The following is a 25,242-nucleotide window of genomic DNA, read 5'->3' on the forward strand; positions in this document are numbered from 1 at the left end:
GTCGTTCGGCGGCGACTGCGGGTTGTTCGTGGCTGGTCGCGCCGTTCCTCGCGCCCCTGTGGGGCGCTCCTGGCGGGGCCTGGGTCAGGCGATGGTCAGCGGCTCGTCGGCGAGGTACGCGGACAGCGGGCCGGTCATCCGTGAGCGCGACGGCGGGTGCAGGGCCAGGCCGTTGGCGCAGGCGGCGAGGTATCCGACCTCGTCCGAGGTCATGAAGTTGAGCCCGCCGAGCAGTTCGACGGACCGGGGCACGATCCGGGCGAGGGCGTCCTGCACGGTGTAGCGCGCGTAGAGCGAGTCGGCGAGCGCGGACTCGTCGGGCGCGCCCTCGTCCACCCGGCGGGCGAGGCCCTCGACCGCCGCCGTCGCGCCCTCGATCTCCACCAGCAGCCGGACCCGTTCGGCGTCGGGCACCCGGTCGTTGAGCAGCACCCGTTCGACGAGGGCGCTCGCGGCGCCGAGGTAGCTGCCGGTCATCAGCAGCTCGAACCAGACCAGGCCGGCGGTCTGCACCTCGTCGAGGCGGGCCCCGGCCGGCGAGGCCGTGCGCACCAGGAGTTCCTTCGGGACCAGTACGTTGTCCAACGTCACCTGGTCGCTCTCGGCGCCCGCCAGGAAGGTGCTCGACCAGAAGCCGCTGACGCTCAGCCCCTCGCTCTCGGCGGGCACCAGCGCCACGGCCAGTTCCTCCCCTTCGCCCTCCTCGCACGGCACCATCACGCTGGCGGTGAGCAGATCCATGGAACGGGCGAGGCTGCACGGCCGTTTCACGCCGGTGATCCGCACCCCTTCGGGCGTCACCGTGGCGGACATGGAGGGCGACAGGATGCCGGTGCCGCTGCGTCCCTCGGCGAAGCCGGACGCCATCAGCCGGTTCTCGGACGCGACGCCCTGCACGAGCATCCACTCCAGCCCCTCGCCGGAGTCGCTCAGCCCGACCAGCGTGGCCATCGAGAAGTGGTGCATCGTCGTCGCCACCGCGAGCGAGGGCGAACGGCTGCCCAGCGCACGCTGCACCCGCAGGGTCTCCAACGCGGTGGCACCCCGGCCCTGGAAGGCGGTCGGGGCCAGCAGACCCGGCCCGCCCGCCTCCCGGAACAACCCGATGCCGGGGCTCTTCGGCCCCTCCAGTGTCATCAGCGGTACGGCCCTCAGACTCTCGTCGAGGCCGGGCAGCAGTGTGGCGAGGGCCGCGCGCTCACGCTCCAGGAATCTCATGTCGTCCCCTGCTCCTTGATCCTCAGGTGTCGCCGGCAGCGTCGTTTCTGTTTACGCGCGAACCGGCGGAACCCCTCGGGGCAAAAAGGATGTTGGAACGATCGACGGTCAGCGGTTCGGCTGCCGGGCCGAGTCCCGTACGACGACGAGGCGGGTGGGTCTGGCCTGGGTCAGTTCCACCCAGCGGGCGAGCTCCTGCTCGTGCGAACCGCTGCGCGTCGCCCGCGCCACGACGGTCGCCGCCGCGTCGTCGGGGTGGCCGTCGCGGGTCAGGAGACTGAGCGGCCAGGCGGGTTCGGAGGGCTCCTGGCCGTCGAACGGATGCCAGTCCCACGGCGCGTCGAACCGCCAGGCGCGCCCCGCGGCGTCCGCGACCTCGTCACCCGCCACGAGGCAGGCGTACGGGCGGAACAGCAGGTCGAGGGCGATCGGGATCCCGTCGTCGGGGGCGATCCCGTAGCCCTGCCACTCCAGGTCGGGATCGTGCGACTGTCCCGTGCGCAGCACCATCACCTGCGTCCCCAGACGGGGGAGACGTCCTGTCTCCAGCGGTGGATCCATCCGTTCGACGCTCATCACATGCACCACCGTGGGAGGGATGCCGACCTTGCACACCGCGCCGACCTCGAGGTGCCGGGGCGGCGGCTCGGTGCGGAACAGCTCCAGGTCCCAGTCGTACGAGGCCGGATCGCCGGCCAGGGCCACCTGGCCGTTCCACTCGATCCAGTCGCACTCCGGGTCCACCTCCCACCACGGCCACTCGACGACCACTTCGCGTCGGGTGAGACGAGTGACCCGTGCGTCGGTGTACGGGCACGAGACCAACAGGACATCCCCCACACGGTGATCCGCTCCCACAGCCCGCCTCCCGCTTCCCCGGTCGCCACCGCCCGCACGGTACAAGCTCAAGGTCATCGGCGGTCTACCGGGATGGGCGGAGCCGGCGGTGACGTCACTGCCGGGCACAACTGGCGAAGGGGGGTCGCGTCACCGTCGTCGATCACGGTTTCGGCCAGGCCGGGACCTGGGCGCGAGGGCGGAGTGCCTCAGGAACGGGGGGACTTGAAACCGACCGCGCCGTACAGCGGGACGGGCGCGTCACCGATCTCGTCCTCGTCCAGCGCGAGTTCGGGATGCCACTTCGACACCGACACCACCCCGGGGTCGACGAGGCCGAGTCCCCGGAAGAAGCGGCTGACCTCGGTGTGCGAGCGGGCCACGAGGGTCACGCCGCCCGCCGCGTACGCCGCGATCCCGGTCGCGACCGTCACGGGGTCGTATTCGCCGGTCAACGCGGACAGGACCAGACAGCTGCCCGGCGCCAGCGCGTCGACCAGGGTGTCCACCAGGTCGTACGCACCGTCCTCCTCGGCGATGAAGTGCATCAGCGCGATCAGCGACAGCGCGACGGGCCGGTCGAAGTCGAGGACCTGGGCGGCCTGTTCGAGTATCTTCCCCGGTTCCCGCGCGTCGGCCTGGAAGTACTCCGTCACACCCTCGGGGGTGCCGCGCAGCAGGGCCTCGGCGTGGGCGAGGACGATCGGGTCGTTGTCCACGTAGACGACCCGCGCGTCCGGGACGGCGGCCTGGGCGATCTGGTGGAGGTTCGGCTCCGTGGGGATGCCGGTGCCGATGTCGAGAAACTGGCGGATGCCGGTCTCCCGGACCAGCCAGCGGGTGGCGCGCTGCATGAACCAGCGGTTGCTGCGGGCCGAGCGGGGGGCGCTCGGGTCCACGGACATGATCCGTCGCCCGAGCTCCTCGTCGACCGGGTAGTTGTCCTTGCCGCCGAGGAACCAGTCGTACATCCGTGCCGGGTGCGGCCTGCTGGTGTCGATCCGCTGGGCGGAAGGCCCGGTCGCGGTCATGCGGCACTCCTCTGCTCACGCTCGTGTTGATGTTCGAGCAGTCTGCCACGGGAGTTGGACCGGGCGAGGGCGTTCTCCGGGGCCCCGACCCACGGGTCACCCGCCGCCGCAGGGGTCACCTGGCGAGACGGTCCTTACGCCGGGACATGCGTGCGCCTAGCATCGGTTCCCGCATGAACACGATGACGCTCTGGCACATATCCATCTGGGAGTTCGCCGCGCTCGCCGCCGCGGCCCTGCTCGTCGGCTTCTCGAAGACCGCCGTGAGCGGTGCCAACACGGTCAGCCTGGCGATCTTCGCCGCCGTGCTGCCCGCCCGCGCCTCGACCGGCGTGCTCCTGCCCCTCCTCATCGTCGGGGACGTGCTCGCCGTGCTCACCTACCGGCGGCACGCCCACTGGCCCACGCTGTGGCGGCTGTTCCCGGCGGTCGCCGCGGGCGTCGTGTTCGGCACGCTGTTCCTGGTGTGGGCCGACGACGGGATCGTACGGACCTCCATCGGCGCGATCCTGCTGCTGATGGCGGCGGTGACGATGTGGCGCCGCCGGGCCGCCGCCCAGGACGAGGAACCCGACTCGGTGTCGACCCGGGCCGGCCGGGTCAAGGCCCGCTCGTACGGCGTCCTCGGCGGCTTCACCACGATGGTCGCCAACGCGGGCGGCCCGGTGATGTCGATGTACCTCCTGTCGGCCGGCTTCCGCAAACTCGGCTTCCTGGGCACCTCGGCCTTCTTCTTCCTGATCGTGAACGTCTCCAAGGTGCCCTTCAGCGTGGGCCTCGGTCTCATCGACTGGCATTCGCTGCTCCTGGACGCGGCACTCGCGATCTTCGTCGTACCGGGGGCGTTCCTCGGGAAGTGGGCCGTGCACCGCATCAACCAGATCCTGTTCGAGCGGCTGGTCATCGCGGCGACGGTGGTGGGCGGGGTACAGCTCCTGCTGCGCTGACCACCTCGTAGGCTCGACGCCATGTCCCCCCACGTCCTGGTCCTCGGCGGCACCACCGAGGCACGCCGACTCGCCGCCGAACTGGCGGCGCGCCCCGGTGTCCGCGTGACGACCTCCCTGGCGGGACGCGTCTCCCGGCCGGGGGCGCTCGACGGGGACGTCCGCGTCGGGGGCTTCGGCGGGGCGGACGGGCTGGCGCGGTGGCTGCGCGAGCACCGGGTGGACGCCGTGGTCGACGCCACCCACCCCTTCGCCGCCGTCATCACGGCGAACGCGGCGCGCGCGGCGGCGGCCACGGGAATCCCGGCCGTGGTACTGCGCCGCCCCGGCTGGACCCCCGGCCCCGACGACCGCTGGCACTGGGCCGGCTCCCTCCCCGAGGCCGCCGCGCTCCTCCCGTCCCTGGGCCGCCGTGTCTTCCTCACCACGGGCCGCCTGGGCCTTGCGGCCTTCGCCCACCTCTCCGAGCTCCACTTCCTCGTCCGTACGGTGGAGCCCCCCGAGCCGCCGATGCCCCAGGACATGGAAGTGCTGCTCACCCGGGGCCCCTTCACACCGGACGACGAGCAGGCCCTGCTGCGCGCACACCGGGTCGACGTGCTGATGACCAAGGACAGCGGAGGAGAGGCGACAGCCGCCAAACTGACCGCCGCACGCGACCTCGCCCTCCCCGTGGTCGTCGTACGCCGCCCCCCGCTCCCGGCGGACGTGACCACCGCGCCGGACGTGCCGTCGGTCCTGGCCCTGCTGGATCTCGGCCCTCGATGACGGAGGGGCCGGTCAGCTCGCCTCGCCGGACTCCGGGTCCCGGGTCCGGTCGGTGGGGCGACCCGCCTGGCCGGTCCCGCTACCCGCGCGGATGTCTGCGCAGCAGATACGTGTCCATGATCCAGCCCTTGCGATCCCGTGCCTCGGCCCGCAGCCGCTCGATGCGCGGGGCCGTCTCGGCGATCGGACCGGAGGCGAGGATCTCGTCGGGCGTACCGATGTAGGCGCCCCAGTAGATGTCGATGTCCTCGTCGGCGTACTGCCGGAAGGTCTGATGGGCGTCGAGCATCACGACCACGTCGTCGACACCCTCGGGGAAGCCCTCCGCGAGCCGCCGCCCCGTGGTGATCTGGACGGGACGGGCCACCCGGTTCAGCCCGGTCCGATGGCGGGCGACCAGCGCGGAGACGCTGCTGATGCCGGGCACGACCTCGTACGTGAACGCCACCGCGCCCCGCTCCAGGATCTCCTCCAGGATCCCGAGCGTGCTGTCGTACAGCGCGGGATCCCCCCAGACCAGGAACGCGCCGCTCTCGTCCTCGCCCAGCTCCTGCGCGATCAGCCGCTGGTAGATGTCGGCGCGGGCACTGCGCCAGTCCCCGACGGCGGGGGAGTAGGCGGCGCCCCCGGCGGCCCGGTCGCGGTCCGGGTCGCGCGCCTCGACCAGGCGGTAGGACCCCTCCGGTATGTGCGCGTCGAGGATGTCACGGCGCAGCTGGACGAGGTCCGACTTCACCTCGCCCTTGTCCAGGATGAAGAACACGTCCGTGCTCCTCAGCGCCTTGACCGCCTGCAAGGTGAGCTGGTCGGGGTCGCCCGCGCCGATGCCGATGACATGAATCTTTCGCACACCCCGAGTCTGCCGCACGCCACTGACAGCGGACGCACCGCACCCGGGTGACGCCGCACGCACCGCGCGCCCATCGGCGCCGCCGCACCCGTCAGCCCCGGCGCTCCCGCACTCACCAGTCCCGGCGCCCCCGCACCCGTCAGCCCCGGCGCCCCCGCAGCCGGGGCGCCCACGCCACCGCGCTGATCGCGGCGCCCTCACGCTCCACGACCGTCGCCAGCTCGCGTGCCCAGGAGGCGAGTTCGGCGAGGTCCAGCTCATGTGGACGGGCCCGGCCGGCCGCCCCCGCCGCCCACTCCTCGACCGCCCCGGCCCCGCGCCGCAGCAGCCGGGCACCGCCCGTCGTGTTCCCACGGGCCGCGTGGGTGAGCCCCACCGCGAGCTGCGCCAGCCCCCGCCAGAGCGTGCGCTCACCCTCGGGGCCCGACTTCCAGGCGTCCTCGAAGACCTCGTGCGCGTGGAACGGCTTCCCCGCGTCCAAAAGCGCCTGCGCCTCGGTGACCGTCTCCTCGGGGCTGCGGACCACGCCCTCCGGCTGCCGCTCCACGCCGTCGGCGCCGTACGGCAGCGGCCGTCCCAGTCCGTCCCGCGGCCGGGCGTTCCGCGCCCGCCCCGTCATGTCCCGATCCCGCCCGTTGCCCCGCCGACCTCCGGATGTTGCGTTCATGCCCCGATTGTCGCGCGCCCCGCGCCCCCTGCGGAGCAGCCCCCGACGTGGGGTAAAGTTCTGTTCGCACGATCACGCGGAACACCGCGGGTGAACGCACCGGGACGTGGCGCAGCTTGGTAGCGCACTTGACTGGGGGTCAAGGGGTCGCAGGTTCAAATCCTGTCGTCCCGACTTTACGAAGTCGCAGGTCAGGGGCCGTTTCAGACAAGTTCTGAAGCGGCCTTTTGATCATTTTCGGGGACCGGGTGGGGACCAGTCCGCTTGAACGCGGCTGAAGCGCACCTTGACTCAGTCAGGGTGCGCTACACAACCCGTGTGCCAAGCTGCTTTGTGATTTCTGTATCGATTCGGGCTATGGGAGTTGCCCTCACCTGTTCGACGACGCGGCGAGGCGCTTTCATTTACAGGGCTCTTTCAGCGTGGCTACTGATCGGGTGACGGGATCGGTGCCCGCAACGCATGAGGCTCCCCTGCCCTTGGGGGAGGTGTTCGAAGTCTCAACCCACAGGCACAGGAGCCGAGGTGGTTCCGTATTCTGCTGCACTCGACCTGCCGCACGCCCTCGTCGAGTGGGTCATCTCCCACCACCGTGCCCTGCAGCGCGGCCTGGTCGAACCCCAATCGCCTGAACCGGAACCCGAGCCCGAGCCGCCCGAACCTGCGCCCGCATCCGCCGAGACGGCCACGGCGGATGCGCCCGAGCTCTACCCGACGGGGAAGTTCCTCGACCGGCTCCGCGACACCCACGCCGCGGTCCGTGCCCAGGTTGAGCAGGGCCTGAGTCTGCACGAGATCGCCCGCCGCCTCGGCCTGGGACGCAACACCGTGCGCGAGTACGCCCGCGCGGTCAGCCCGGAGACGATGCTGCACGGGCAGTGGCAGAACCGGACCAGCAAGCTCGACCCGTTCAGGCCCTACATCGAGCAGCGGATCACCGAGGGTTGCACCAACTTGTCCAGGCTCCACGGCGAGTTGCGCGAACGCGGCGCACGTTGCAGCATCCTGCGCGACTACGTCCATCCCCTGCGCCCCGGCCGTCGGCCCGGGGCGACCACACCGCCGATGGCCCGCCCTGCTTCGCCCCGCCAGGCCACCCGATGGATCATGGCCACGCCGACCATCTGCGCGAGGATGACCAGCAGCAGCTCAAGGCACTGCTCTCGCGCTCACCCGAGCTCACGGCAGCCGCAGGCCACGTCCGCGCCTTCGCGACCATCATGACCAACCGCGAAGGAGACAAGCTGCGACATCGGATCGCCGATGCCTGCACGGACGAAGTGGCTGGCCTGGCTGGCTTCGCCGCCGGGCTGCTTCCCGACCTCGACGCCGTCGTCTACGGCATGAGCACCGACTGGTCGTCCGGCCGGGTTGAGGGCCGCGTCAACGACCTCAAGGCGCTCAAACGCAGCATGTTCGACCGAGCAAAGTCACCGCTGCTGCGCAAACGGCTCCTCCTGATCGCCGCCAGCCGCCAGCCGCCGGCCACGGACCGGGTTGAAGAGCCCTTGATCGACTTTCAGGAGCGCCTGCCCGGTCAAGGCTGCCCTCCCCGCCTCGGAGCTGGCGGTCAAAGAACTCGATCAGTCCCGTCTCCGAACGTACCAACCGCTCGCGTTGCTCAGGAGGAAGGGATGCGAGGGCATCGACCAGAACTCGCTTCCGCGGGATGTGAACCATGTTTCCGGAGTAGAACCTGCAAGTTGAGCACCAGGCGAACCCGATGCAGCGCTCGAACATGGAGGACTCGGGCGGATAGAAGCGGTACTGGTACGAGCGGACGGGCGTCCCGCATGCGGCGCAGATCCGGCGTTCACCGTCCAGAACGGACCAGCCGCTCCCGACCTTGCGCCAGTGCTGCCGCCCGGCCGGTGCTCTTCAAGTCGTCATGTCCAGCATTTTGCCCGACCGAGGCTGCACCGCACAGCCGTCCGTACAAATCTTGGCCATCGAACACCGTGCCGACCGCGCCGAAGGCCGGCTGATCGGGGGGTGATCAATCGCATCGTGCTGGCGCAAGCGACGCCGTACGCGCCGCCGCTCGAACGGTTCGACCGCGCGGTGCTGTTCTGGGAGAAGACGGGCAGCCAGGCAGCGCATGTGTGGAGCTATCTACAGGTACTGCGGCATCCTCGATCGGATCTCCGGCATGGTCGTGGGCGTTCCGTACGCGATCGACGGACTCGACTTGCCCGACACCTCCCCGACCCTGCCCGAGATCGTCCTCGACGTCCTCGGCGACCGTGACATCCCGGTCCTGGGCGACGCCGAGTTCGGACACGTCGGCGCCAATCTGCCGATGCCGGTCGGTATCCGCGTCGCCCTCGACGCGCAACAGCGGAGCTTGTCGCTGCTCGAACCGGCAGTACGCCCACTCACGGTGACCGGACCGGGCGGATGAGCAACGTGGATCAGTGAGCTTCTTCATGGGGCCTGCCCAATCGGCTGGTCAGGCGGATGCCGATTGACCATTGGGTGACCATCACCCGATCGGTGGCCACTCTGAAGGAGCTCATTGAGTGCCCGGCATTGAGGAACTCCTCAGCAGGCATGGGGGGCTGGGTCGCCGGGCGATGAGGCGGGGACGCGGTTGGCCTGCAACGGACATCCCTCACAGCATCCTGAACATTGATCAGGTGCCCGCCAAGTCCTGGGAGGGGCGGGCGGCCTGTGCATCCGTGCCCAGGCCGCCCGACGCGATCAGCTGAAGAACGGATCGTCCACGACGTGAACCCAGCCGCCGCCCGGCTGGCGTCGGAGGATCTCGGTGGTGGTGGAGACCACCGGCTCCGGTCCGACCCCGGTGAGGGTGGCGATGTTCGACACCAGGGCGACGTCGTCGACCTGTCGGATCTCGCGCGGTTCGAGCTTGAGGTGGGCACCGCTGTCGACCAACTGCTGCATGGCCGTGCGGATGGCGTCCGTGCCCACCAGGTGGGTTCCGGGGGTGGGGACGAAGTGGGCGTTCGGTTCGTAGAGCGACATCAGACCCTCGACGTCACCGGCCTCCAGGTACTCCATGTACAAGGTCCCCACCTGCTGGGGCGTCTCGGCACGGCGCCGGGCGGTGACGCCGACCGGCTTGTCGCCCCAGCCGGCCGCGTCGATCAGGTCATACCAGTTGGGATAGGCGCCGTAGGGCAGGTGGCGACGCAGCAGGTCGCCGATGAAGGTCGTCGGGGACGCCTTGTGGGGCTTGGCCACAGCCTGGGTGATGATGAGGTCGCTGAACCCGTGGGCCAGGTCCTGACGCGGCAGCAGGGCGTGCACTTCGTCGGCGAGGCCGGCCGGAAGGCTCTCACGCTGGACTCCGAGGATGTCGGTGGCGATACCAGCCTGGGCCAGCGCCACCTCCGTGCCCTTCCGCGACGCGATGCCGTCCGAGGTGTGCAGAGCGATGGCGTCCCAGGCGACGGCGATACGCGCTTCCTCGACACCACGCTCGCGGAGGAATGCCGCGGCGAGGTCGGCGCCGTCGACCTCGAAACGCTGGTCGCCGTTGCTGCCCTCATCGCTCAGTCCCAAGTCGTGCAGGACGCAAGCGACGAACAGCAGCTCGTCGTCGTAGTCGGTACCGGCGCGCAGACCCTGGTTCTGGGCATGGGCGCGGGCGAAGACGTAGCTGCGGACGCAGTGATCGTGAATGAAGGCAGGCGTGGCCTGTGCCGCAAAGGCGAATGTGTCCCGGGTGAGGGTCGTGTCGGGGAGGTCGAGCTGCTCGAAGACGGACAGGTCTGCTTCGGTGGTCATGATGTGTCTCCTTCTTTTGGGCCCCGGTCGGGGGCGGATCGGCACGGTGGCCGGGCGGCATGTTCACGCGTGCCGGGTAAATGGGGGGTGCGGCTGCACGGCAGGTGGCGTGACAGCCGATCGCCCCACGGGGGGATGTGCGGCTGGGGTGCTGTGCTTACAGCTGGGCGACGAACGCGCCGATGTGCGCGGCCACTTGGTCGGGCACTTCAAGGGGCGAGAGGTGGCCGGTGTCCTTCAGGACGGTCAGCGTGGCGGTCGGGATCAGCGGCAGCAGGTGGTCGGCGAGCACGGTCGGCGGGTCGACCCTGTCGTGGCTGCCCGCGAGAACCAGCACCGGCACCTCGATGGCTGAGAGGTCGGCCGACACGTCCTGGATCAGGCCCTGGCGCGGCCACTCGAGACGGGCCTCGTCGCCGCCGCGCAGACTGTCCTCGACCACCTGCCGGCGCAGCTCGGGAGTCAGCCCGCCGCGGGTCAGCATCAGGTCGATGCTCTGGAGAACCGCCTCCTCGTTGTCGTAGGCGTGGGACACCGTCTCCTGCACCTGCTCGGTTACCCCGACCGGCGCGGGCGGCGCGGGTGCCACGAGGACGACTCCGCTCAGACCGGCGGGCTTGCGTGCGGCCAGCAGCTGAGCCACCTTGCCGCCCATGGAATGCCCGACCAGCACATAGCGGGAGTATCCGAGCGCGTCGACGACCCGCTGCGCGTCGTCCGCGAGCTGCTCCAGGTCATAAGGCCCCGGCACGCCCGTGGAGTCGCCCCAGCCACGCTGGTCGTAGGCCACGAAGCCCTGCCCGGGATCCAGACGCCGCAGCACCGGGATCCAGGTGCGCCGTGAGCCTCCCCAGTAGTGCAGGAAGATCAGCGCCGGGCCGTCACCCTCGCGGACGTGGGCATAGACCTGGCCGCCCTGCACGTCGAAGAAGCGGCCCACCACATGCTGCAAAGTCATTGCCGGCTCCTCGTCCGCGGCCGGGACTCTCGGACCGCTCCACGGGTGTGTGGAGTCGGCTGCCCCGCGCTCGCTCTTCGATCCTGCTCCGGAACCTCCCTTCCAGGCCACGGCTCATCTGCCAGCATCCGTATCTTTTGGGCCAGGTCATGTAGGTGGGCCCTTGCTTTGCGGCCACACGATCAGCTGCTTGATCTGGGGATTTATCCGGGGAACAGCTCTGGGTCAGGACACAGAGGCTCCCTGGCCCTCTCCGCGACGTTGGTGTCGGACGTAATATTGCGGCCATGAACAAGCATCGGGTCATGGTCCTGGCGGTCGACGGCGTGCTGCCCATGGATCTGGGGATCCCCACGCAGATCTTCAACGCCCGTCCGACCACTCCCTACGAGCTCACCGTGTGCGGCGACACCGAGGAGGCCGTGACCACGAGCGCCGGTTTCACCCTCGGGCTGGCCGCGGGTCTCGAGGCGCTCGCCGAAGCGGACACGATCATCGTCCCGGGCTTCGAGGACTTCCGGCGTCCTCCGCGTCCACGGGTGCGGGCCGCTCTCAAGCTCGCCGGCCGCGCCGGGATACGCATCGCTTCCATCTGCACCGGCGCCTTCGCCGTCGCCTCGGCCGGACTGCTCGACGGCCGTACCGTCACCACCCACTGGGCCAAGGCGGATGACCTCGAAGAGCTCTACCCCCGGCTGCGCGTCGACCGCAACGTCCTCTACATCGACAACGACACCATCCTGACCTCCGCGGGCTTCACAGCCGGCATCGACCTGTGTCTGCACCTGGTCCGCAAAGACCTCGGCGCGGCCGTCGCGAACGACATCGCCAGGGACATCGTCGCCGCCCCACACCGCGACGGCGGACAGGCCCAGTACATCAACAGGACCCTCCCCACCCCCCAGGCCACCACCCTCGCCGACACCCGTGAATGGGCCCTGCTCCACCTCGAAGAAGAGCTCATCATCCCCCACCTCGCCGACCATGCCGGCGTCTCCCCACGCACCCTGACCCGCCTGTGGCGCCACGAGACCGGTGTCAGCCCCCATCAATGGCTCCTGACCGCCCGCATCAACCGCGCGCGAGAACTCCTGGAGACCACCGACCTCCAGGTGGAGCAGATCGCCGTCCGGTGCGGCCTCGGCAGCGGCGCCAACATGCGCGCCCGCTTCCGTGACACCGTCGGGAACACCCCCACGGCCTATCGCCGCACCTTCCAGCACCAGGCCGCCTGACGGCGAAGGCCGGACCGCGCGGTCACAGAGTCGGTCGACCCAGGCGCGCGTCCGCCCCGGCCGTGTCCAGGGCGAGAAGATCGCCTCGCGGTAGGGCGCCGAGAAGGCTTGTGGCCCGTACGGGCATGATCGCGCACCTCGGCCCTGTACGGCAGTCCGGGCAAGGCTGGCGGCAACCCACACCGGCCGCTGGTCCACCACCGAAGGTCTAGCGCGCCTTCTACACCACCGCGCTGGTCAGCGTCCGCTACGACCCAAGGTCGCGGAAGTTCTACGACCGCAAACGCGCCGGAGGGAAGAAACACCTCCAAGGCTCGCCCTCGCCCTCGCCCGTCGGCGCGTCAACGTCCCGTGGGCCCTGATCGGTGACCGAAGGTGCTACGAAACGGCGCCCCCGTAGCTGGGACCGCTTGGCAACAGCATCAGGAGGCGAAGGTGCGGCGGTAGCTCGATGGGCTGGTCCTGGTCATCGCGGTGAAGTGGATGCGCAATGACTCCGCGGAGCCGAAGCCGCATCGGTGGGCGATGTCGTCGATGCCGAGGCGAGTGGTCTCGAGGAGTTCGCGCGCGCAGGCTACGCGTTGCATGGCCACCCAGTTCATGACGCTCGTTCCGGTCACGGCCCGGAATCTGCGGCGCAGGGTTCGTGTGCTCATGTGGCTGTGCCGGCTGACCGACTCCAAGGAGAGCGGCTCGCCGAGGTGTTCCAGGATCCAGGCGATCACGTCGGTGATCTCGGAGTCGCCGTCGGGCGGGATGTGCTCGATGAACTGGGCCTGTCCTCCTTCGCGGTGGGGCGGACTGACCAGGAAGCGGGCCATCGTGTTCGCGGCGGCCTGACCATGGTCGAGCCGCAGGAGATGCAGGCACAGGTCGGTTCCGGCGAGGACACCCGCGGAGGTGAAGACGCTGGCGTCCTCGACGTAGAGCTCCGCTTCGCGGACCTTGACCGACGGGTGGCGGTCTCGCAGCAGGCCGGCCCAGCGCCAGTGGGTGGTGGCGCTGCGGCCGTCCAGGATCCCGGCCGCCGCCAGGGCGAAGGCGCCCGTACAGATCGACACCATCCGGCTGCCCCGGTTGTACGCGTCACGCAGCCGCTCGACCAGCTCGGCGTCCGGAGCCCCGGTGGGGTCCTGCACCCCGGCGACGATCACGGTGTCCGCCGTGTCCAGCCGGTCGAGCGGCTCGACCTCCCGGGGCACCAGCGGGTTCTCCGCGGGAACCGCACTCACCAAGGTCAGCTCGTAGGGGGCGCCGCCGGGCCAGCAGGCGGTCACCCAGTCCGGCCAGCGGCCGAACACCTGCTGGGGAACGGCAACGTCCAACAGCACGTAGCCCGGCTGCACCACCACTGCGACCTTGGCCGGATCTTTGGGATTAATGTCCATCTGGCCATCGTACGGACGCCTCGGTCTTCCTAGGCTGGCCGCATCACGCTGATCGCGATTAGTGAGGAGATGCGCAATATGTACGTAGTCGTCGAGACGTGGACACCGAAGCCCGCGTTCTTCGCCGCCGACGAGAAGGCGCGGAACGACCTGTTCACAGGGATTCAGGAAGCCATGAAGCAGCTCGCGGACATCGGATTCGTGACGCTCGGCTGGGGCAGGGTGGAACCGGCCGCGCAATCCGCGTCCTATGACTGGTTCGCGGTCTGGCAGGCCCCTTCGAGGGAAGTGGCCGACGTGTTCCTGGCCGGTGTCGAGAGCTCCGGCTGGTACACCTACTTCGAGCAGTCCAACGTCGTGGGTGAGCTGCGGCTGGCCGATGCGGTCATCGCCGAGCACCTGGTACTGGGGGCTGAGGTCGAGTGAGCGTGCTCGAGAATCTGCCGGAGGAGATCGGAGGGTGGCCGCGTACGGCCGCCACGGAGGCCGCTGTTGCCTTCACTGCCGAGCACTCTCCGGAATGGCTGCTCAACCACACTGTCCGCAGCTATTTCTATGCTCGTAGTATCGCCGCCGCCAGGAACCTCGTTGCCGGGGTGGACTACGACGACGAGACGCTCTTTCTCGCCACGGTGCTGCACGACATCGGTCTGACCGACGCGGGGCAGGGTCCGAACAGGTTCGAGGTGGACGGTGCGTTCGGGGCCGCTCGATTCGCCCGGGAGCACGGGCTGTCCGATGTCGCCGCCGACCAGATCTGGGATGCGGTGGCGCTGCACACCTCACCGGGGATCGCGCCCCACAAGCATCTGGTCGGTGCTCTCGCGCATTTCGGTATCGGTGCCGACATGTTCGCTTTCGGTGTCGAGGAGGTGGACCGGGCGGTACTGGACGCGGCGCACGAGGCGTTTCCGTATCTGGATCTGAGGAACAAGATCCATGCGCAGGTGGTCCATCAGATCGACGAGCAGCCGTCGAAGTGGGCGCCGGTGTCGTTCGTCGACATCGTGTACCGCAAGCACCGGCCGGACAATCCGTTCCCCGGGCTGGACGAGCTGGTCGCCGCCCCGGTGCGTCCGGCCTGACGACGTCGCGCGGCGGCTGCGGCCGGGTTCCGTGGCCGTTTGTCGGCGGGCAGCTGTGACCAAGGAGACGCGGAGCCGGGCACCCCGTGTGCTTGGCTCCGCGCCTGTGTTGACCCGGCATCGCGTCCCGGGCCTTTGAGAGTTGGCATCCCGGCTGCAAGGAAAGCCAGGGCGGTCGCGATGCGGGGACCGATGCCGTCGGGAGCGGCGCCGAGTTCTTCGGCGAGGGCTTTCACGGCTGCGTCGAGGGTGGCGGTCATGGGGGAGGCACGCAGTTCCCGGTTGGCCGCGAACATGCGGTGTTCGAGCCCGTTGGTCTCGTCGTCCTGCCCTTCGGCCCGTAGCCATCGGCCCAGGATTTGCATGGCTGCGTCGTGCGGCCCGCGATCGCGCAGCTGGGCGGTCAGCCGGTCTATCGATTCGGTGAACCGACTGAGCGCGATGTCTTGTTCGGAGCGGAAGTCCAGGGGAACCGTGCCGGAGGGGGGACCTCGGCCGCTCCCGCGATGCCGGCGATCGTGGTGGCGCGGCGGCCCTGTTCGCTTCGCCCGCCGCCCGTGCCGACCTTGAGGCCGACTTGCTCGAGGTGCGCCGTCTGGGCGGCGATGCCTACCCGACGCTGCTGCATATCGCCCACGGCGCCGACCGCCTGGGCGGCGGCCCGGTCGCCTCGGCTGACGCGCTCACCCATGCCCTGGAACCAGCACGTGGCCGCCACCACGGTCGCCAGAAGCCACCCCCTCAGCACTCTGTGAACGAAAGCGCGCCCATGCCCGCCCTGACCCAGAACGTCCACACCGCCGGGGACACCGGCCTGAACAATGCGTCCGTCCCGAACACGGGCGAGCGAGACGCGCCGCTCCCGGTCGACGGCCGGTTCACGCTCGCCGAACAGCACCAGATCCTTGTACTCGTCATCGGCACCGGCGGGAAGCCAATCACCGTGGTGGGCACGACCGCCGACCCGGATTACCGTCTGAAAGAAGCGATGCTCGAGCGGTGTCCCGAACTGGGCCCGCTGGTGTTTCTGGACCTGGGCACCGGGGTCGCCATCGGCGTGACGGCCAGGGGCTGACCGTGTCCACGATTGCCTCTGTACCTGCGCGGCGGACTGCTGATGCCACCCCCTGGGGGGCGACGGTCGCGGAGTTCGTCCTTACTGGCGGTGTCCTGTTCGTCGTGGTGACCGCCGTCCGCTGGGTGTCGGCATCCCCACTCAGCCGGACCCTGCCACAACGGCATCTTCAGCTTGCGGTCGTGGCGGTGATGGTCGGCGCGGCGCTCGCGGGGGCACTGTCCTCTCCATGGGGCCGTAATTCCGGCGGACATCTCAACCCGGCGGTGACCCTCGGCCTGTGGCTGACCGGTGCTTTCCCCGGCCGCCGGGTTCCGGCGTACTTCGCTGCCCAGCTCACCGGTTCCGTGGCGGGTACCGGCCTGGCCCGCCTCGTGTGGGGCCCGGTCCTCGGGGACCGGATGGCCTACGCCGCGGTCGAACCCGCTCCTTCCTGCTCGCCGACCTTGCTGTTCGCCGTCGAAGCCGTGTCTACCGCCGCTGTCCTCACCGTCACGCTGCTGCTGATGTCCCGTCACGCGTGGACGCGCTGGATCCCGCTGGCACGCCCCGCCGCTTCCGCTGTGGTCATGATTGCCCTTGGCACCCTCACGGGCGGATCAGCCAATCCCGCCCGCCAGTTCGGCCCCGTTCTGTGGGCCCACCGGCCAGGTGACTGGTCACATCTGTGGCTCTATCTGGTGGCACCCCTTGCAGGCGCGGCCCTCACCGGTGGGGTCGCCCGGTACCAGGCATTTCGCCCCGTCCATCCTCCGAAGAGCCACGGCGGACGGTCGCGCGAGAGGCGATCGGAGAGTGGCCGATGAGCTGATGGAAGAACTCGCTGAAGTTCGGTGGCGCTGGTGAAGCCAAGCTGCGCAGCGATTTGGGAGGCCGGCGGGTCGCCGTGTGCCAGGAGACGTTCGGCTTCCAGAACGCCCCGCCGGTCGATGACTTTTTCGCCCCCGTCCTGGCTCCGGTCAGCTCGGCCCTGGAGAGGGCGCGGGGTGCGTAGCCCATGGCCGGGGTGTAGTTCTCCAGGCGGCGGGTGCGGGTGAAGCCGCGTTTGGCCGTGTCACGCGAAAGCTCGTGGGACATGAGGTCCGGGCGACACTGCCTCGATCACAAACGCCTGCCCCCGGTCAGCGAACCGCTGATCACGTGGGCGGCCATCGCGCTCATGCCCCGCAGGCTCACCCGCCGCAAGGCCCGGCCTGTCGAACGGTGGGACGTCAGCCCGTACTACCTGGCAAACGCGGCACGACCCGTCACGGCTATGCGCGAGGTCGGGTGTAGCCGGTGGTGGTGCGAGTGTGTCCGTCGGGTAGGGCGTGCCAGTGAGCGAGGCCCATGATGCGGGGGCGGTGCCGACCGCTGCGTGACGCGTGCCGCGGAAACTGATACCGGTCAGGTGGCCGGCCTGGCTGCGGGCACGGTCATCTGTGTCAACAGCCTGGGCGGCGCCGCCCTCACACAGATCACCGAGGTGCCGTGCTCGGCCCTGGCGGTTTCCATGGTGGTCATCGGCGGCATCGCTACCCACGCAGAGCGGCGTCTGGGACGGGTGGGCCGTGTCCCCGGTGCGGCACGAGTGGTGTCGAGTGCGCCGTGCCGACGTGGCCACCGACCGGCAGGCGGAAGGCGGCCGCGCAAAGGCTTGCGCCGGGCCCGTGGTCAGTGGGTCCGGGGCGAAGGAAGCTCGTCGCCGGTGTGGTCAGCCGCAACTGCGATCATTGGTGGATGGCTGGTATGGGAAGCCCGGATGTTGTCGACGTCAGCTATTACAACCCGGATCAGCCTCGGTTGGGGCTGGAGGTTTTGTCCTTCGCGACGCTGCGTGAGCGGCTGCTGCCGTCTGTCGCGGGGGCTCCCAGTCGTCCGGACTTCCATCAGCTGACCCTGGTCACCCGCGGTGAGGGTACCGCGTTGATCGACTTTGTGGATTACCCGTGCGCTCCGGGGACTCTGCTGCATTTGCGTCCTGGTCAGGTGCAGCGATTCCCCGCGGATCCTCAGGGGGGCATTGCGGATCTCGATGCGACCTTGGTGGTGTTCACGCCTGCCTTTCCACCGCCGGTGCCTGCCAGTTCAGCCGTCATCGACGAGGGGCTCAGTCCTGCCGCTTTCTCACTGTCCGCGGTGGACTACCGGGCCATGTCGGTGGCGGTGGCCGAGATAGCGGCGGAATACGCCACGCTGGCCGAGCGGGACGCTTCACAGGCGGAACTCACTGTGGAACTGCTGCGGCAGCTTCTTGCTGCGCTGCTGGTGCGCATGGCCCGGCTGCCGCATTCTGGTGAATGGAATCCTGCGGCGGGGGGCGAGGTGTTCAGGGTCTTCCGTGGCGAGCTGGAACGCGCGTTCACCACGAGGCGCCGTGCTGCCGAGTATGCCGCGCACCTCGGTTACTCGCCGCGGACGCTTACGCGAGCCTGTCTGGCCGCTACGGGCCGTACCGCGAAGGATCTCATCGACGACCGTGTCGCCCTGGAGGCCAAGCGGCTGCTGGTACATACCGGCCTTCCTGTCGCGTCCGTCGGGCGCATGCTGGGCTTCACGGAACCCACCAACTTCGGGAAGTTCTTCGAGCGGACGGTGGGTGCCACTCCCGGGGCATTCCGCGCCACGCAGCGCTGACAGCCCCGACCGCTCGGACAGCCAGAGACATCTGGGCCGTGGGGCGGAGACTGCGCCGAGCCCGGGCTCTCCGAGGCGCATGCCATGAGCGGATCGGCGAGTCCATTTTCGACCATGGCGCGTCTCTTGCACACCTCGCCTGCGCAGCACGCATCGCGCATTGTTTAAGCACGCAGTCAGCGCGTTATCCGCTTCCGGTCAAGCCCCTGACTGCCTGGTGAGGCCGGAAGGAAAGGAGAAAACAACCATGCCGTACGCAGACGTCAACGGTGCCCGCCTCTACTTCGAGGACAGCGGTGGTGAGGGCCCGGTCGTGGTCTTCAGCCACGGCAACCTCATGGACCATGACATGTGGGTGCATCAGATCCAGGTCCTGGCCGGGGACTTTCGGGTCGTCGTGTGGGACGAGCGGCTGCACGGCCGGACCGAGGACGACAGTAAGTCCTACACCTACTGGGACTCGGCCGCCGACTTGATCGGGCTGCTGGATCACCTGGGCGTGCGGCAGGCGGCACTGGTGGGGCATTCGCAGGGCGGCTTTCTGTCGATGCGGGCCGCTTTGCTGGCACCTGAGCGGGTCAAGGCCCTGGTGCTGATCGACACGACGTCGGTCTCCTGGCCGCTTGAGGCGCTGGAGCAGATGCGTGGTGTGTCGGAGGGATTCCGCGGCGCGGGTCCGGAGGCAGTGGCCCCGGTATTGCTGGGGATGCTGCTGGGACAGCCCGCGATCCACGATCAGTGGCTGGCGAAGTGGCGGGCGCAGCCGCGTGAACGGCTCGCCGACGCGGTGCAGGTACTGATGGGGGTGGACGACATCACCGACCGGCTCGCGGAGATCACGGCGCCGGCCTTGGTCGTCCACGGCGACGCGGACCAGCCGATCCCGTACCCGTTGGGCCAGGCACTGGCAGGGAAGATCCCCGGTGCCCAGGAACTGGTCACCGTGACCGGGGCCGGACACACGCCGAACCTCACTCATCCCGACCAGGTCAACCCGGCGTTGGCCGGCTTCCTTCGCCGGTATGCCTGACGGTCCCACACCCCCATGCGTGGAACCTGCGGCGGCGGTCAGCACGACCTGCTGCCCGCAGAGCATCCTGGCGGACATTCACACGCGGGTCGCAGCACCCGCCATTTCAACGATCTGCACAACATCCAAATCTGAAAGGAACGACCATGCCGACTCCCATTACCGACCCGGCGCAGCTCCCCCCGGCCTTCGAGAAGGCCATGAACTCCGGGAATCTTGACGAGGTCCTGAGCCTGCTCGCGCCCGGTGCCGTCATGCGTACCGTCACCGGTGAGACCGTCACCGGTCAGGCGCTGCGTGACTACACGGCCGGGTCGATCGCCGGCAACGCCCAGCTGTCCAACGGCCCGTCGCGCGTCGTGGCCGGCGACGACATCGCGTTTATCAGCGAGGACTGGACCCTCGAGATCACCGGTCCCGACGGCAACCGGAAGAGGGCCATCGGCACCACTGCCAACGTCGCCCGCCGTGGTCAGGACGGCACCTGGCGCATGGCCATCCTCAACCCCCTCGGCACCGCCGCCTGAGCGTCCGCGGGCTGCCGGGCTCCCTGGTGCCCGGCCGCCCGCTCAGCAACCGGCGCCCGTCCCTGGTTTTCGTTCACCACTGGGGTGGCTCGCAGCACACCCGGCGACCGGTCATCGAACAGCGCGCCGACGGCGCGCTCGGCTACGGCGAATTCGTCGTGGTGGGCTGCTTCGATGCTGTCCGTCCAACAGGTCCTTCGCGGGGCGGGAGTCCGACGGGCACAGTGGGCGACGGGAGCGGAAGGCCCCGGGTCGGGGTGGCAGGCACCGACCAGGACCGAGCCGGCGGTCACCCGTCTGATCGGCTCCGGGCTCACCAACGGAGCCGCCGCCGACCTGGGTCTGTCGCCGAACACGATCGGCACCCACGGCCGGTCGATCTTCGCCAAGCTGGGCTTTTACTCGCGCGTACAACTGGCGGACGCACTCCACAGACGGGGAGCCGAGTTGTCAGGTCGGAGTCCCGCGCCCCCGGTAACTCCGGATTGAACCGACCGCACTTGGCACAGACGGAGCGGTCGAAAATTTCGTCGACGTACGTGCGCGCATCCACCTCGGGCAGTGTCCAGGACAGGAGGACGACCCGGTAGATGATGGGTGTCACCACCCGGTCGCGCGGGCAGTCCGATCCGTCGGCTGAAGGGTCGCTGTACATCCTGAAGATCCTCTTCAGCGACTGGCGCGACCGGTCGGGCAAGGTAGAGGGCATGCGTGTGCTGGTGATGGACGACGACACCCGTCTCGTGGAGCTGCTGGAACAGGGCCTTCGCGCAGAGGGTTTCGCGGTGGACGCCGCGAGCGACGGCCTTGACGGACTCGCCAAGGCGGCGGCGGACACCTACGACGTGATCATTCTCGACGTCATGATGCCGGGCCTGAACGGCTACAAGGTGTGCGCCCACCTGCGGTCGATCGGCGACAACACCCCGATCCTCATGCTGACGGCGAAAGATGGCGAGTACGACGAAGCGGAAGGGCTGGAGACCGGGGCCGACGACTATCTGACGAAGCCCTTCTCTTTCGTCGTCCTCACCGCCCGGCTGCACGCCCTGATACGTCGCGCGCGCCCGGAGCGGCAGATCGTCCAGCACTTCGGGGACCTGGAGATCGACACAGGAGCCCGCCGCTGCCGCCGCGCAGGCACGGACATCGCCCTTACCCCGCGCGAGTTCGATGTCCTCGCGCTGCTCGCGGCAACGCCGGACATCGCCATCAGCAAGGCCGCCATCCTGGACCGGGTCTGGGACAGCGCCTACGAGGGCGGCCCGAACATCGTGGAGGTCAACGTCAGTGCTCTTCGCCGGAAAATCGACCGTCCCTTCGGCCGGGCCAGTATCCAAACCGTGCCCGGCGGGGCTTACCTGCTCCGCTCCGACGGAGCGTGACCGCGGACACCGCCGGCGCCTGTGGCTGCGGCCGCAGACCGTGCGCGTCCGTGCCACCGTCGCCGTCGCACTGGTCGCCAGCCTTGCCCTCGCCGCCTGCTCGGTGGTCCTGCTCTACGCCGTCCACACCAACCTGGTCACCTCCGCCCAGAACGCGGCTCGTGACCACGTCGACAAGGCAGCCCACCAACTCGGCTCAGGAACACCTCCGGCCGACGTACAGGCCGCCCTGCCGGACATCATCCTGGACACCGCGACCCCTGCCGACACGTCGTCCACCGCGTCGGCAGACCAGGGTGCCAGTGCGAGTGTGGGCACGCCCACGGGGCCGATCCTGGTGCAGGCGTTTCCGAACCGTGCTCCCGCGCATACCGCCGTCATCACTCTGACCTGGGCCCTGGTCCCCTGTACCACCCTGCTGGTCCTGCTGGTGGCCTACCTGGCGTGGTACGCCATGGGCCGGGCACTGCGACCGGTGGAGAACATCCGTGCCGAGTTCGCCGACATCACCGCCCACAGTCTCCAGCGGCGCGTCCCCGTCCCCGACTCCGACGACGAGGTCGCATCGCTGGCGGAGACGATGAACGGCACTCTCGATCAACTCCAGCGCGCCGTCGGCCGCCTGCGGACCTTCACCTCGGATGCCTCGCACGAACTGCGTGGCCCCCTGACCACTCTGAAGGCCCGTCTCGAGCTGGCCCTGGCCCGTCCCGACCGGGCTGAATGGACCGCGGTCGGCAGCGAGGCGCTGCGCGACACCACACGTCTTGAGGACATCGTCGCCGATCTGCTGCTCCTTGCCCGCCTGGACGCCCGCCAGCCCCTGAAACTCCAACCCTTGTGCGTGACTGACCTCTTGCGACGGGTCCTCGCCGAGCGCTACCCCGGTCAACCTGTCGTCCTCGTGGCGGACTCCGACCCCGATGAGGCGGTTCTGGGCAGTCGTACGGCACTCGCCCGCCTCTTCACGAACCTCCTCGACAACGCTCTGCGCCACGCACACAGCACGGTGACGGTGGAGGTGCGTCACACGGAGCACGAAGTGGTCGTCGAGGTGAGCGACGACGGTCGGGGCATCCCCGAACCCGACCGGGAGAGGGTCTTCGACCGCTTCACGCGTCTGGACAACGCCCGTACCCGCAGCGAGGGAGGCACCGGTCTTGGCCTCGCCATCGCCCGCGACATCGCGACTGCCCACGGGGGGACGCTCACTGCGGAATCGCCTCGGACCACCGACGGGGGTGCCCGTTTGCTCCTGATCATCGCCAGGCAAGAGGGTGACCGCGTGCCTCCGGTACCCCGGACCGGAGACCCGGGCACGCTCCGGTGAGAGGCGGATCCGGTGGAAGGGACAGCTCCGATGGCGCTGAACCACTCCAGGGCGCCGACCGGAACGCGCGGTGGGCCGCGGGATCGGCGCTGCTTTTGACGGGCCCGGCGGTGTGCGCCCTGGCACCCGGTCGGGTGACACGGGTGCGATCCGTGCCCACTGGGCGTCAGCCGACGGCGCACCGAGATCAACGATCCGATGATCCGTAAGAAAGTCCCAGGGTCCGGCTCCGAGGCTTCCTTGGAGTGCGCGACGGCCCCACGGCTAGCAAGTCCCGCCCTTCGCACGTGCGGGCCCGGCTTGTGGCGGACGGAGGCGGCCGACGCGAGGTTCCGGGCCGGAGGGCGTGCGAGACGCGGGGCGGCTCAGGGTCGTATCTGCGGCGGGTGGGTGCCTCCCACCACGGCCAGGTCCTCGAAGCGGATCTCCTCGCCGCAGGCTGCGCAGTCCGCTCGGGTGTGCAGGACGGCACCGCATCGGTGCTGGAACTCCGCTGTGGCGTTGCCGTCCCGGCAGTACGTGTCGCCCCACTCCTTGAGGGCGGCGAGCACGGGGAGCAGGGCCCGGCCCGCCTCCGTGAGGACGTATTCGTCGCGCGGCGGATGCTCGCTGTAGCGCCGCCGTTCCACGACGCCGGCCGTCTCCAGCCGACGCAGCCGTGTGGACAGCAGCGTCCGGGAGAGCCCGACGGCGTCGGCGATCTCGGAGAAACGCCGGTTGCCGTACAGCAGCTCGCGCACGATCGGCAGCGAATGGCGTTCACCGACGACGGCTACCGCGTCGGTCACAGAACAGACACGGGGTGTCGGTGCAGATTCAGTACTCACTGTGCTAGGTTAACGTCACTAGTGAGTACATTTTTTGTACTCACTTCTCCGGTGTGGCCGCCGCCCTCAACGGGGGTCCGGTGCGGCCGTTCGGCAGTCAGACCCCGCTTACGAACGACAAGAGGCGAACGCCATGAGCAACGAAGCCAACAAGCAGGTCGTCCTCGCGGCCATCGACGACACCACTGGGCGCAAGAACCAGGTGCACCGAGTGCTGGCACAGGGGGACTTCGTCGTGACTCACGCCACGACCACGTTCCCCGACGGCGGCCAGGCCGCAGCCTTCGATCTCTGGCAGGTCGCGGATAGGCAGATCACCGGCCACTGGGGTGACCAGGAGCCGATCGTGGAACGGACGGCCAACGGTCACACCCAGGTCGACGGCGTCGCCGTCATCGACACGGCGGCCGGCACGGACGCCACACGCAGGGCGGCGGAACAGACGGTGCGCACGATTCTGGTCGACAACGACTTCTCCGACCTGGACCGCTACCTGGCGGGCGAGTCCTACATCCAGCACAATCCCCGCTTCGCCGACGGCATCAGCGGACTGGCGGCCGCACTGGGGGAGTTGGCGAAGTCCGGCCAGTCCCTCAAGTACTCCGACGTACTGGACGTCGTCGCCGAGGGGAACTTCGCCTACGTCCGTTCGGTGGGCGTCTTCGCGGGCGCCGACTTCGTGTTCCACGACCTGTTCCGGGTGGCGGACGGGCGAGCCGTCGAGCACTGGGACGTCATGGTCCCGAGGTGAGAGGGGCGGCCGGGCTGTCCGGCCCCATCAAGGTGCCACCAGGCAACCACCACACGGAAAAGGGCGTGGCAGAGATGGTCTCCCGGACCGATTTGGCGTACGAAGTCTTCATCTCCGATCCGATCCCCACCAGCGTCACGGATCCCATTCCCAGCGGAGACCTGTTCTCCTGGTCGCCGATGTCGACCACGCTGATCCATGGGGAGAGGAACGCGGTGCTGGTCGATCCACCGCTGACGATCGAGCAGGCCCGGAGGGTGGGGGACTGGGTCGAACAGTCGGGCAAGCACCTCGAACACATTTTCATCACGCACGGTCACGGTGATCATTGGTTCGGCTCCGGTCCTCTGGTCGAGCGCTTCCCCGGCGCCGTGGTCCTCGCCGGCGAGGACAGCATCCGTCTCATGCGGCAGCAGAGTTCGGCGGAATTCAGAAAGGCACAGTGGGACAACCTGTTCCCCGGTCAGATCCCGCCGACTCCCGTGCTCGCACAGCCCGTACCACCGCAAGGGTTTCTTCTGGAGGGCAACGTTCTGCGCTCCGTCGAAGTCGGGCACAGCGATACCGACGGCACCACCGTGCTGCACGTTCCCTCGATCGGACTCGTCGTCGCCGGCGATGTCGTTTACAACGGCGTGCACGCGTACCTCTCCGAATCTGCGGATGGCGGGCGTGCAAAGTGGCTTCAGGCGCTCGACGCGGTCGAGCGCCTCGCGCCGCGCCACGTCGTCTGCGGGCACAAGAACAAGGCGCTTCCGGACAGTCCGGCCACCATCGAGGAAACTCGGCAGTACATCCGTGACGCGGACCGGCTCCTGAAGGAGACAACGAGCCAGATCGAATTCTTCGATGCCATGTGCTCCCTGCATCCCGAACGCCTCAACCGGGCGGTCGTGTGGCTCACGGCCACCGCGCTCATGGACGCGCAGAGCCGAACCTGAGACCAGCTCCGGCCGCAGCGCGATGC

The 25,242-nt window shown here is 69.2% G+C and carries 26 protein-coding genes, 1 tRNA gene and 1 pseudogene; 19 read left to right on the forward strand and 9 right to left on the reverse strand.

Annotated features, from left to right (window positions below; all coding sequences use genetic code 11):
* Window positions 1-84 precede the first annotated feature (84 nt).
* The 3 genes from KVT44_RS16615 to KVT44_RS16625 form a co-directional block, all read right to left on the reverse strand.
* Window positions 85-1,218: an acyl-CoA dehydrogenase family protein gene (locus KVT44_RS16615; RefSeq protein ID WP_217567611.1), complete on the reverse strand. Its 1,134-nt coding sequence runs from the start codon at window positions 1,216-1,218 to the stop codon at window positions 85-87.
* A gap of 108 nt (window positions 1,219-1,326) precedes the next feature.
* A complete protein-coding gene (locus tag KVT44_RS16620) occupies window positions 1,327-2,058 on the reverse strand; it encodes a hypothetical protein (RefSeq protein WP_218968874.1) in 732 nt (243 codons plus the stop codon).
* Window positions 2,059-2,264: 206 nt separating this feature from the next.
* Window positions 2,265-3,086, reverse strand: coding sequence for an SAM-dependent methyltransferase (locus KVT44_RS16625; protein WP_217567612.1), 822 nt, complete (start codon window positions 3,084-3,086; stop codon window positions 2,265-2,267).
* Window positions 3,087-3,259: 173 nt separating this feature from the next.
* On the opposite strand from KVT44_RS16625, the gene KVT44_RS16630 reads away from it, so the two are divergent.
* On the forward strand, window positions 3,260-4,033 hold the full coding sequence (locus tag KVT44_RS16630) for a sulfite exporter TauE/SafE family protein (RefSeq protein ID WP_099919456.1): 774 nt from the start codon (window positions 3,260-3,262) through the stop codon (window positions 4,031-4,033).
* A 21-nt stretch (window positions 4,034-4,054) separates the two neighbouring features.
* A complete protein-coding gene (locus tag KVT44_RS16635) occupies window positions 4,055-4,801 on the forward strand; it encodes a cobalt-precorrin-6A reductase (RefSeq protein WP_217567613.1) in 747 nt (248 codons plus the stop codon).
* 79 nt (window positions 4,802-4,880) lie between these two features.
* Here the strand turns inward: KVT44_RS16635 and cobF are convergent, their stop codons facing one another.
* Complete coding sequence (cobF, locus tag KVT44_RS16640) at window positions 4,881-5,651, reverse strand: precorrin-6A synthase (deacetylating) (protein ID WP_190168347.1); 771 nt, start codon at window positions 5,649-5,651, stop codon at window positions 4,881-4,883.
* A 139-nt stretch (window positions 5,652-5,790) separates the two neighbouring features.
* Window positions 5,791-6,318 (reverse strand): DUF309 domain-containing protein, encoded by a 528-nt coding sequence (locus KVT44_RS16645; protein ID WP_217567614.1) that lies wholly within the window; start codon window positions 6,316-6,318, stop codon window positions 5,791-5,793.
* Between the two features lie 100 nt (window positions 6,319-6,418).
* Here KVT44_RS16645 and KVT44_RS16650 point away from each other — a divergent pair.
* The 3 genes from KVT44_RS16650 to KVT44_RS58080 all read left to right on the forward strand — a co-directional run bounded on the left by KVT44_RS16650 (window position 6,419) and on the right by KVT44_RS58080 (window position 8,719).
* Window positions 6,419-6,492, forward strand: a tRNA-Pro gene (locus KVT44_RS16650).
* Between the two features lie 351 nt (window positions 6,493-6,843).
* Complete coding sequence (locus KVT44_RS58075) at window positions 6,844-7,542, forward strand: hypothetical protein (RefSeq protein WP_254649500.1); 699 nt, start codon at window positions 6,844-6,846, stop codon at window positions 7,540-7,542.
* An 874-nt stretch (window positions 7,543-8,416) separates the two neighbouring features.
* Window positions 8,417-8,719 (forward strand): hypothetical protein, encoded by a 303-nt coding sequence (locus KVT44_RS58080; protein ID WP_302832063.1) that lies wholly within the window; start codon window positions 8,417-8,419, stop codon window positions 8,717-8,719.
* 299 nt (window positions 8,720-9,018) lie between these two features.
* On the opposite strand, the gene KVT44_RS16665 is transcribed toward KVT44_RS58080, so the two are convergent.
* Both KVT44_RS16665 and KVT44_RS16670 read right to left on the reverse strand, forming a co-directional pair.
* Window positions 9,019-10,068, reverse strand: coding sequence for a nuclear transport factor 2 family protein (locus KVT44_RS16665; protein ID WP_217567615.1), 1,050 nt, complete (start codon window positions 10,066-10,068; stop codon window positions 9,019-9,021).
* A gap of 157 nt (window positions 10,069-10,225) precedes the next feature.
* On the reverse strand, window positions 10,226-11,026 hold the full coding sequence (locus KVT44_RS16670) for an alpha/beta fold hydrolase (protein WP_217567616.1): 801 nt from the start codon (window positions 11,024-11,026) through the stop codon (window positions 10,226-10,228).
* Window positions 11,027-11,313: 287 nt separating this feature from the next.
* On the opposite strand from KVT44_RS16670, the gene KVT44_RS16675 reads away from it, so the two are divergent.
* Window positions 11,314-12,261: a GlxA family transcriptional regulator gene (locus KVT44_RS16675; RefSeq protein WP_217567617.1), complete on the forward strand. Its 948-nt coding sequence runs from the start codon at window positions 11,314-11,316 to the stop codon at window positions 12,259-12,261.
* 159 nt (window positions 12,262-12,420) lie between these two features.
* Window positions 12,421-12,661: pseudogene (locus KVT44_RS58085) on the forward strand (IS110 family transposase); the annotation flags it as partial.
* 22 nt (window positions 12,662-12,683) lie between these two features.
* On the opposite strand, the gene KVT44_RS16680 reads toward KVT44_RS58085, so the two are convergent.
* Window positions 12,684-13,649 carry a GlxA family transcriptional regulator gene (locus KVT44_RS16680; RefSeq protein ID WP_217567618.1) on the reverse strand — a complete coding sequence of 322 codons (966 nt, stop codon included), beginning with the start codon at window positions 13,647-13,649 and terminating at the stop codon, window positions 12,684-12,686.
* Window positions 13,650-13,727: 78 nt separating this feature from the next.
* On the opposite strand from KVT44_RS16680, the gene KVT44_RS16685 reads away from it, so the two are divergent.
* The 10 genes from KVT44_RS16685 (at window position 13,728) to KVT44_RS16730 (ending at window position 22,697) form a co-directional block, all read left to right on the forward strand.
* Window positions 13,728-14,075: a DUF6616 family protein gene (locus KVT44_RS16685; RefSeq protein ID WP_217567619.1), complete on the forward strand. Its 348-nt coding sequence runs from the start codon at window positions 13,728-13,730 to the stop codon at window positions 14,073-14,075.
* Window positions 14,072-14,734, forward strand: a complete 663-nt coding sequence (locus KVT44_RS16690) for an HD domain-containing protein (RefSeq protein ID WP_217567620.1) — start codon at window positions 14,072-14,074, stop codon at window positions 14,732-14,734. The genes KVT44_RS16685 and KVT44_RS16690 overlap by 4 nt, the downstream gene beginning before the upstream one ends.
* Before the next feature lie 577 nt (window positions 14,735-15,311).
* Window positions 15,312-15,809, forward strand: a complete 498-nt coding sequence (locus tag KVT44_RS16695) for a hypothetical protein (RefSeq protein ID WP_217567621.1) — start codon at window positions 15,312-15,314, stop codon at window positions 15,807-15,809.
* Window positions 15,810-15,811: 2 nt separating this feature from the next.
* Window positions 15,812-16,615 carry an MIP/aquaporin family protein gene (locus KVT44_RS16700; RefSeq protein WP_217567622.1) on the forward strand — a complete coding sequence of 268 codons (804 nt, stop codon included), beginning with the start codon at window positions 15,812-15,814 and terminating at the stop codon, window positions 16,613-16,615.
* 883 nt (window positions 16,616-17,498) lie between these two features.
* Complete coding sequence (locus tag KVT44_RS16705; protein WP_308314028.1) at window positions 17,499-18,425, forward strand: AraC family transcriptional regulator; 927 nt, start codon at window positions 17,499-17,501, stop codon at window positions 18,423-18,425.
* A gap of 247 nt (window positions 18,426-18,672) precedes the next feature.
* Window positions 18,673-19,455: an alpha/beta fold hydrolase gene (locus KVT44_RS16710; protein WP_217567623.1), complete on the forward strand. Its 783-nt coding sequence runs from the start codon at window positions 18,673-18,675 to the stop codon at window positions 19,453-19,455.
* 146 nt (window positions 19,456-19,601) lie between these two features.
* Window positions 19,602-19,982 carry a nuclear transport factor 2 family protein gene (locus KVT44_RS16715; protein WP_217567624.1) on the forward strand — a complete coding sequence of 127 codons (381 nt, stop codon included), beginning with the start codon at window positions 19,602-19,604 and terminating at the stop codon, window positions 19,980-19,982.
* A gap of 174 nt (window positions 19,983-20,156) precedes the next feature.
* The gene (locus tag KVT44_RS16720; protein WP_217567625.1) at window positions 20,157-20,471 is read left to right on the forward strand and encodes a response regulator transcription factor; all 315 of its coding nucleotides are present in this window, start codon (window positions 20,157-20,159) and stop codon (window positions 20,469-20,471) included.
* 218 nt (window positions 20,472-20,689) lie between these two features.
* On the forward strand, window positions 20,690-21,367 hold the full coding sequence (locus tag KVT44_RS16725) for a response regulator transcription factor (RefSeq protein WP_217567745.1): 678 nt from the start codon (window positions 20,690-20,692) through the stop codon (window positions 21,365-21,367).
* 40 nt (window positions 21,368-21,407) lie between these two features.
* Entirely contained in the window at window positions 21,408-22,697 is a 1,290-nt protein-coding gene (locus tag KVT44_RS16730) for a cell wall metabolism sensor histidine kinase WalK (protein ID WP_217567626.1), read from the forward strand.
* Between the two features lie 365 nt (window positions 22,698-23,062).
* On the opposite strand, the gene KVT44_RS16735 is transcribed toward KVT44_RS16730, so the two are convergent.
* The gene (locus KVT44_RS16735; protein WP_217567627.1) at window positions 23,063-23,485 is read right to left on the reverse strand and encodes a helix-turn-helix domain-containing protein; all 423 of its coding nucleotides are present in this window, start codon (window positions 23,483-23,485) and stop codon (window positions 23,063-23,065) included.
* A gap of 172 nt (window positions 23,486-23,657) precedes the next feature.
* On the opposite strand from KVT44_RS16735, the gene KVT44_RS16740 reads away from it, so the two are divergent.
* Window positions 23,658-24,275, forward strand: coding sequence for a nuclear transport factor 2 family protein (locus KVT44_RS16740; RefSeq protein ID WP_217567628.1), 618 nt, complete (start codon window positions 23,658-23,660; stop codon window positions 24,273-24,275).
* 74 nt (window positions 24,276-24,349) lie between these two features.
* Complete coding sequence (locus tag KVT44_RS16745) at window positions 24,350-25,216, forward strand: MBL fold metallo-hydrolase (protein WP_217567746.1); 867 nt, start codon at window positions 24,350-24,352, stop codon at window positions 25,214-25,216.
* Window positions 25,217-25,242 lie beyond the last annotated feature (26 nt).

Source organism: Streptomyces sp. GbtcB7, from assembly GCF_019091445.1.
GTDB classification, from domain to species: domain Bacteria; phylum Actinomycetota; class Actinomycetes; order Streptomycetales; family Streptomycetaceae; genus Streptomyces; species Streptomyces mirabilis.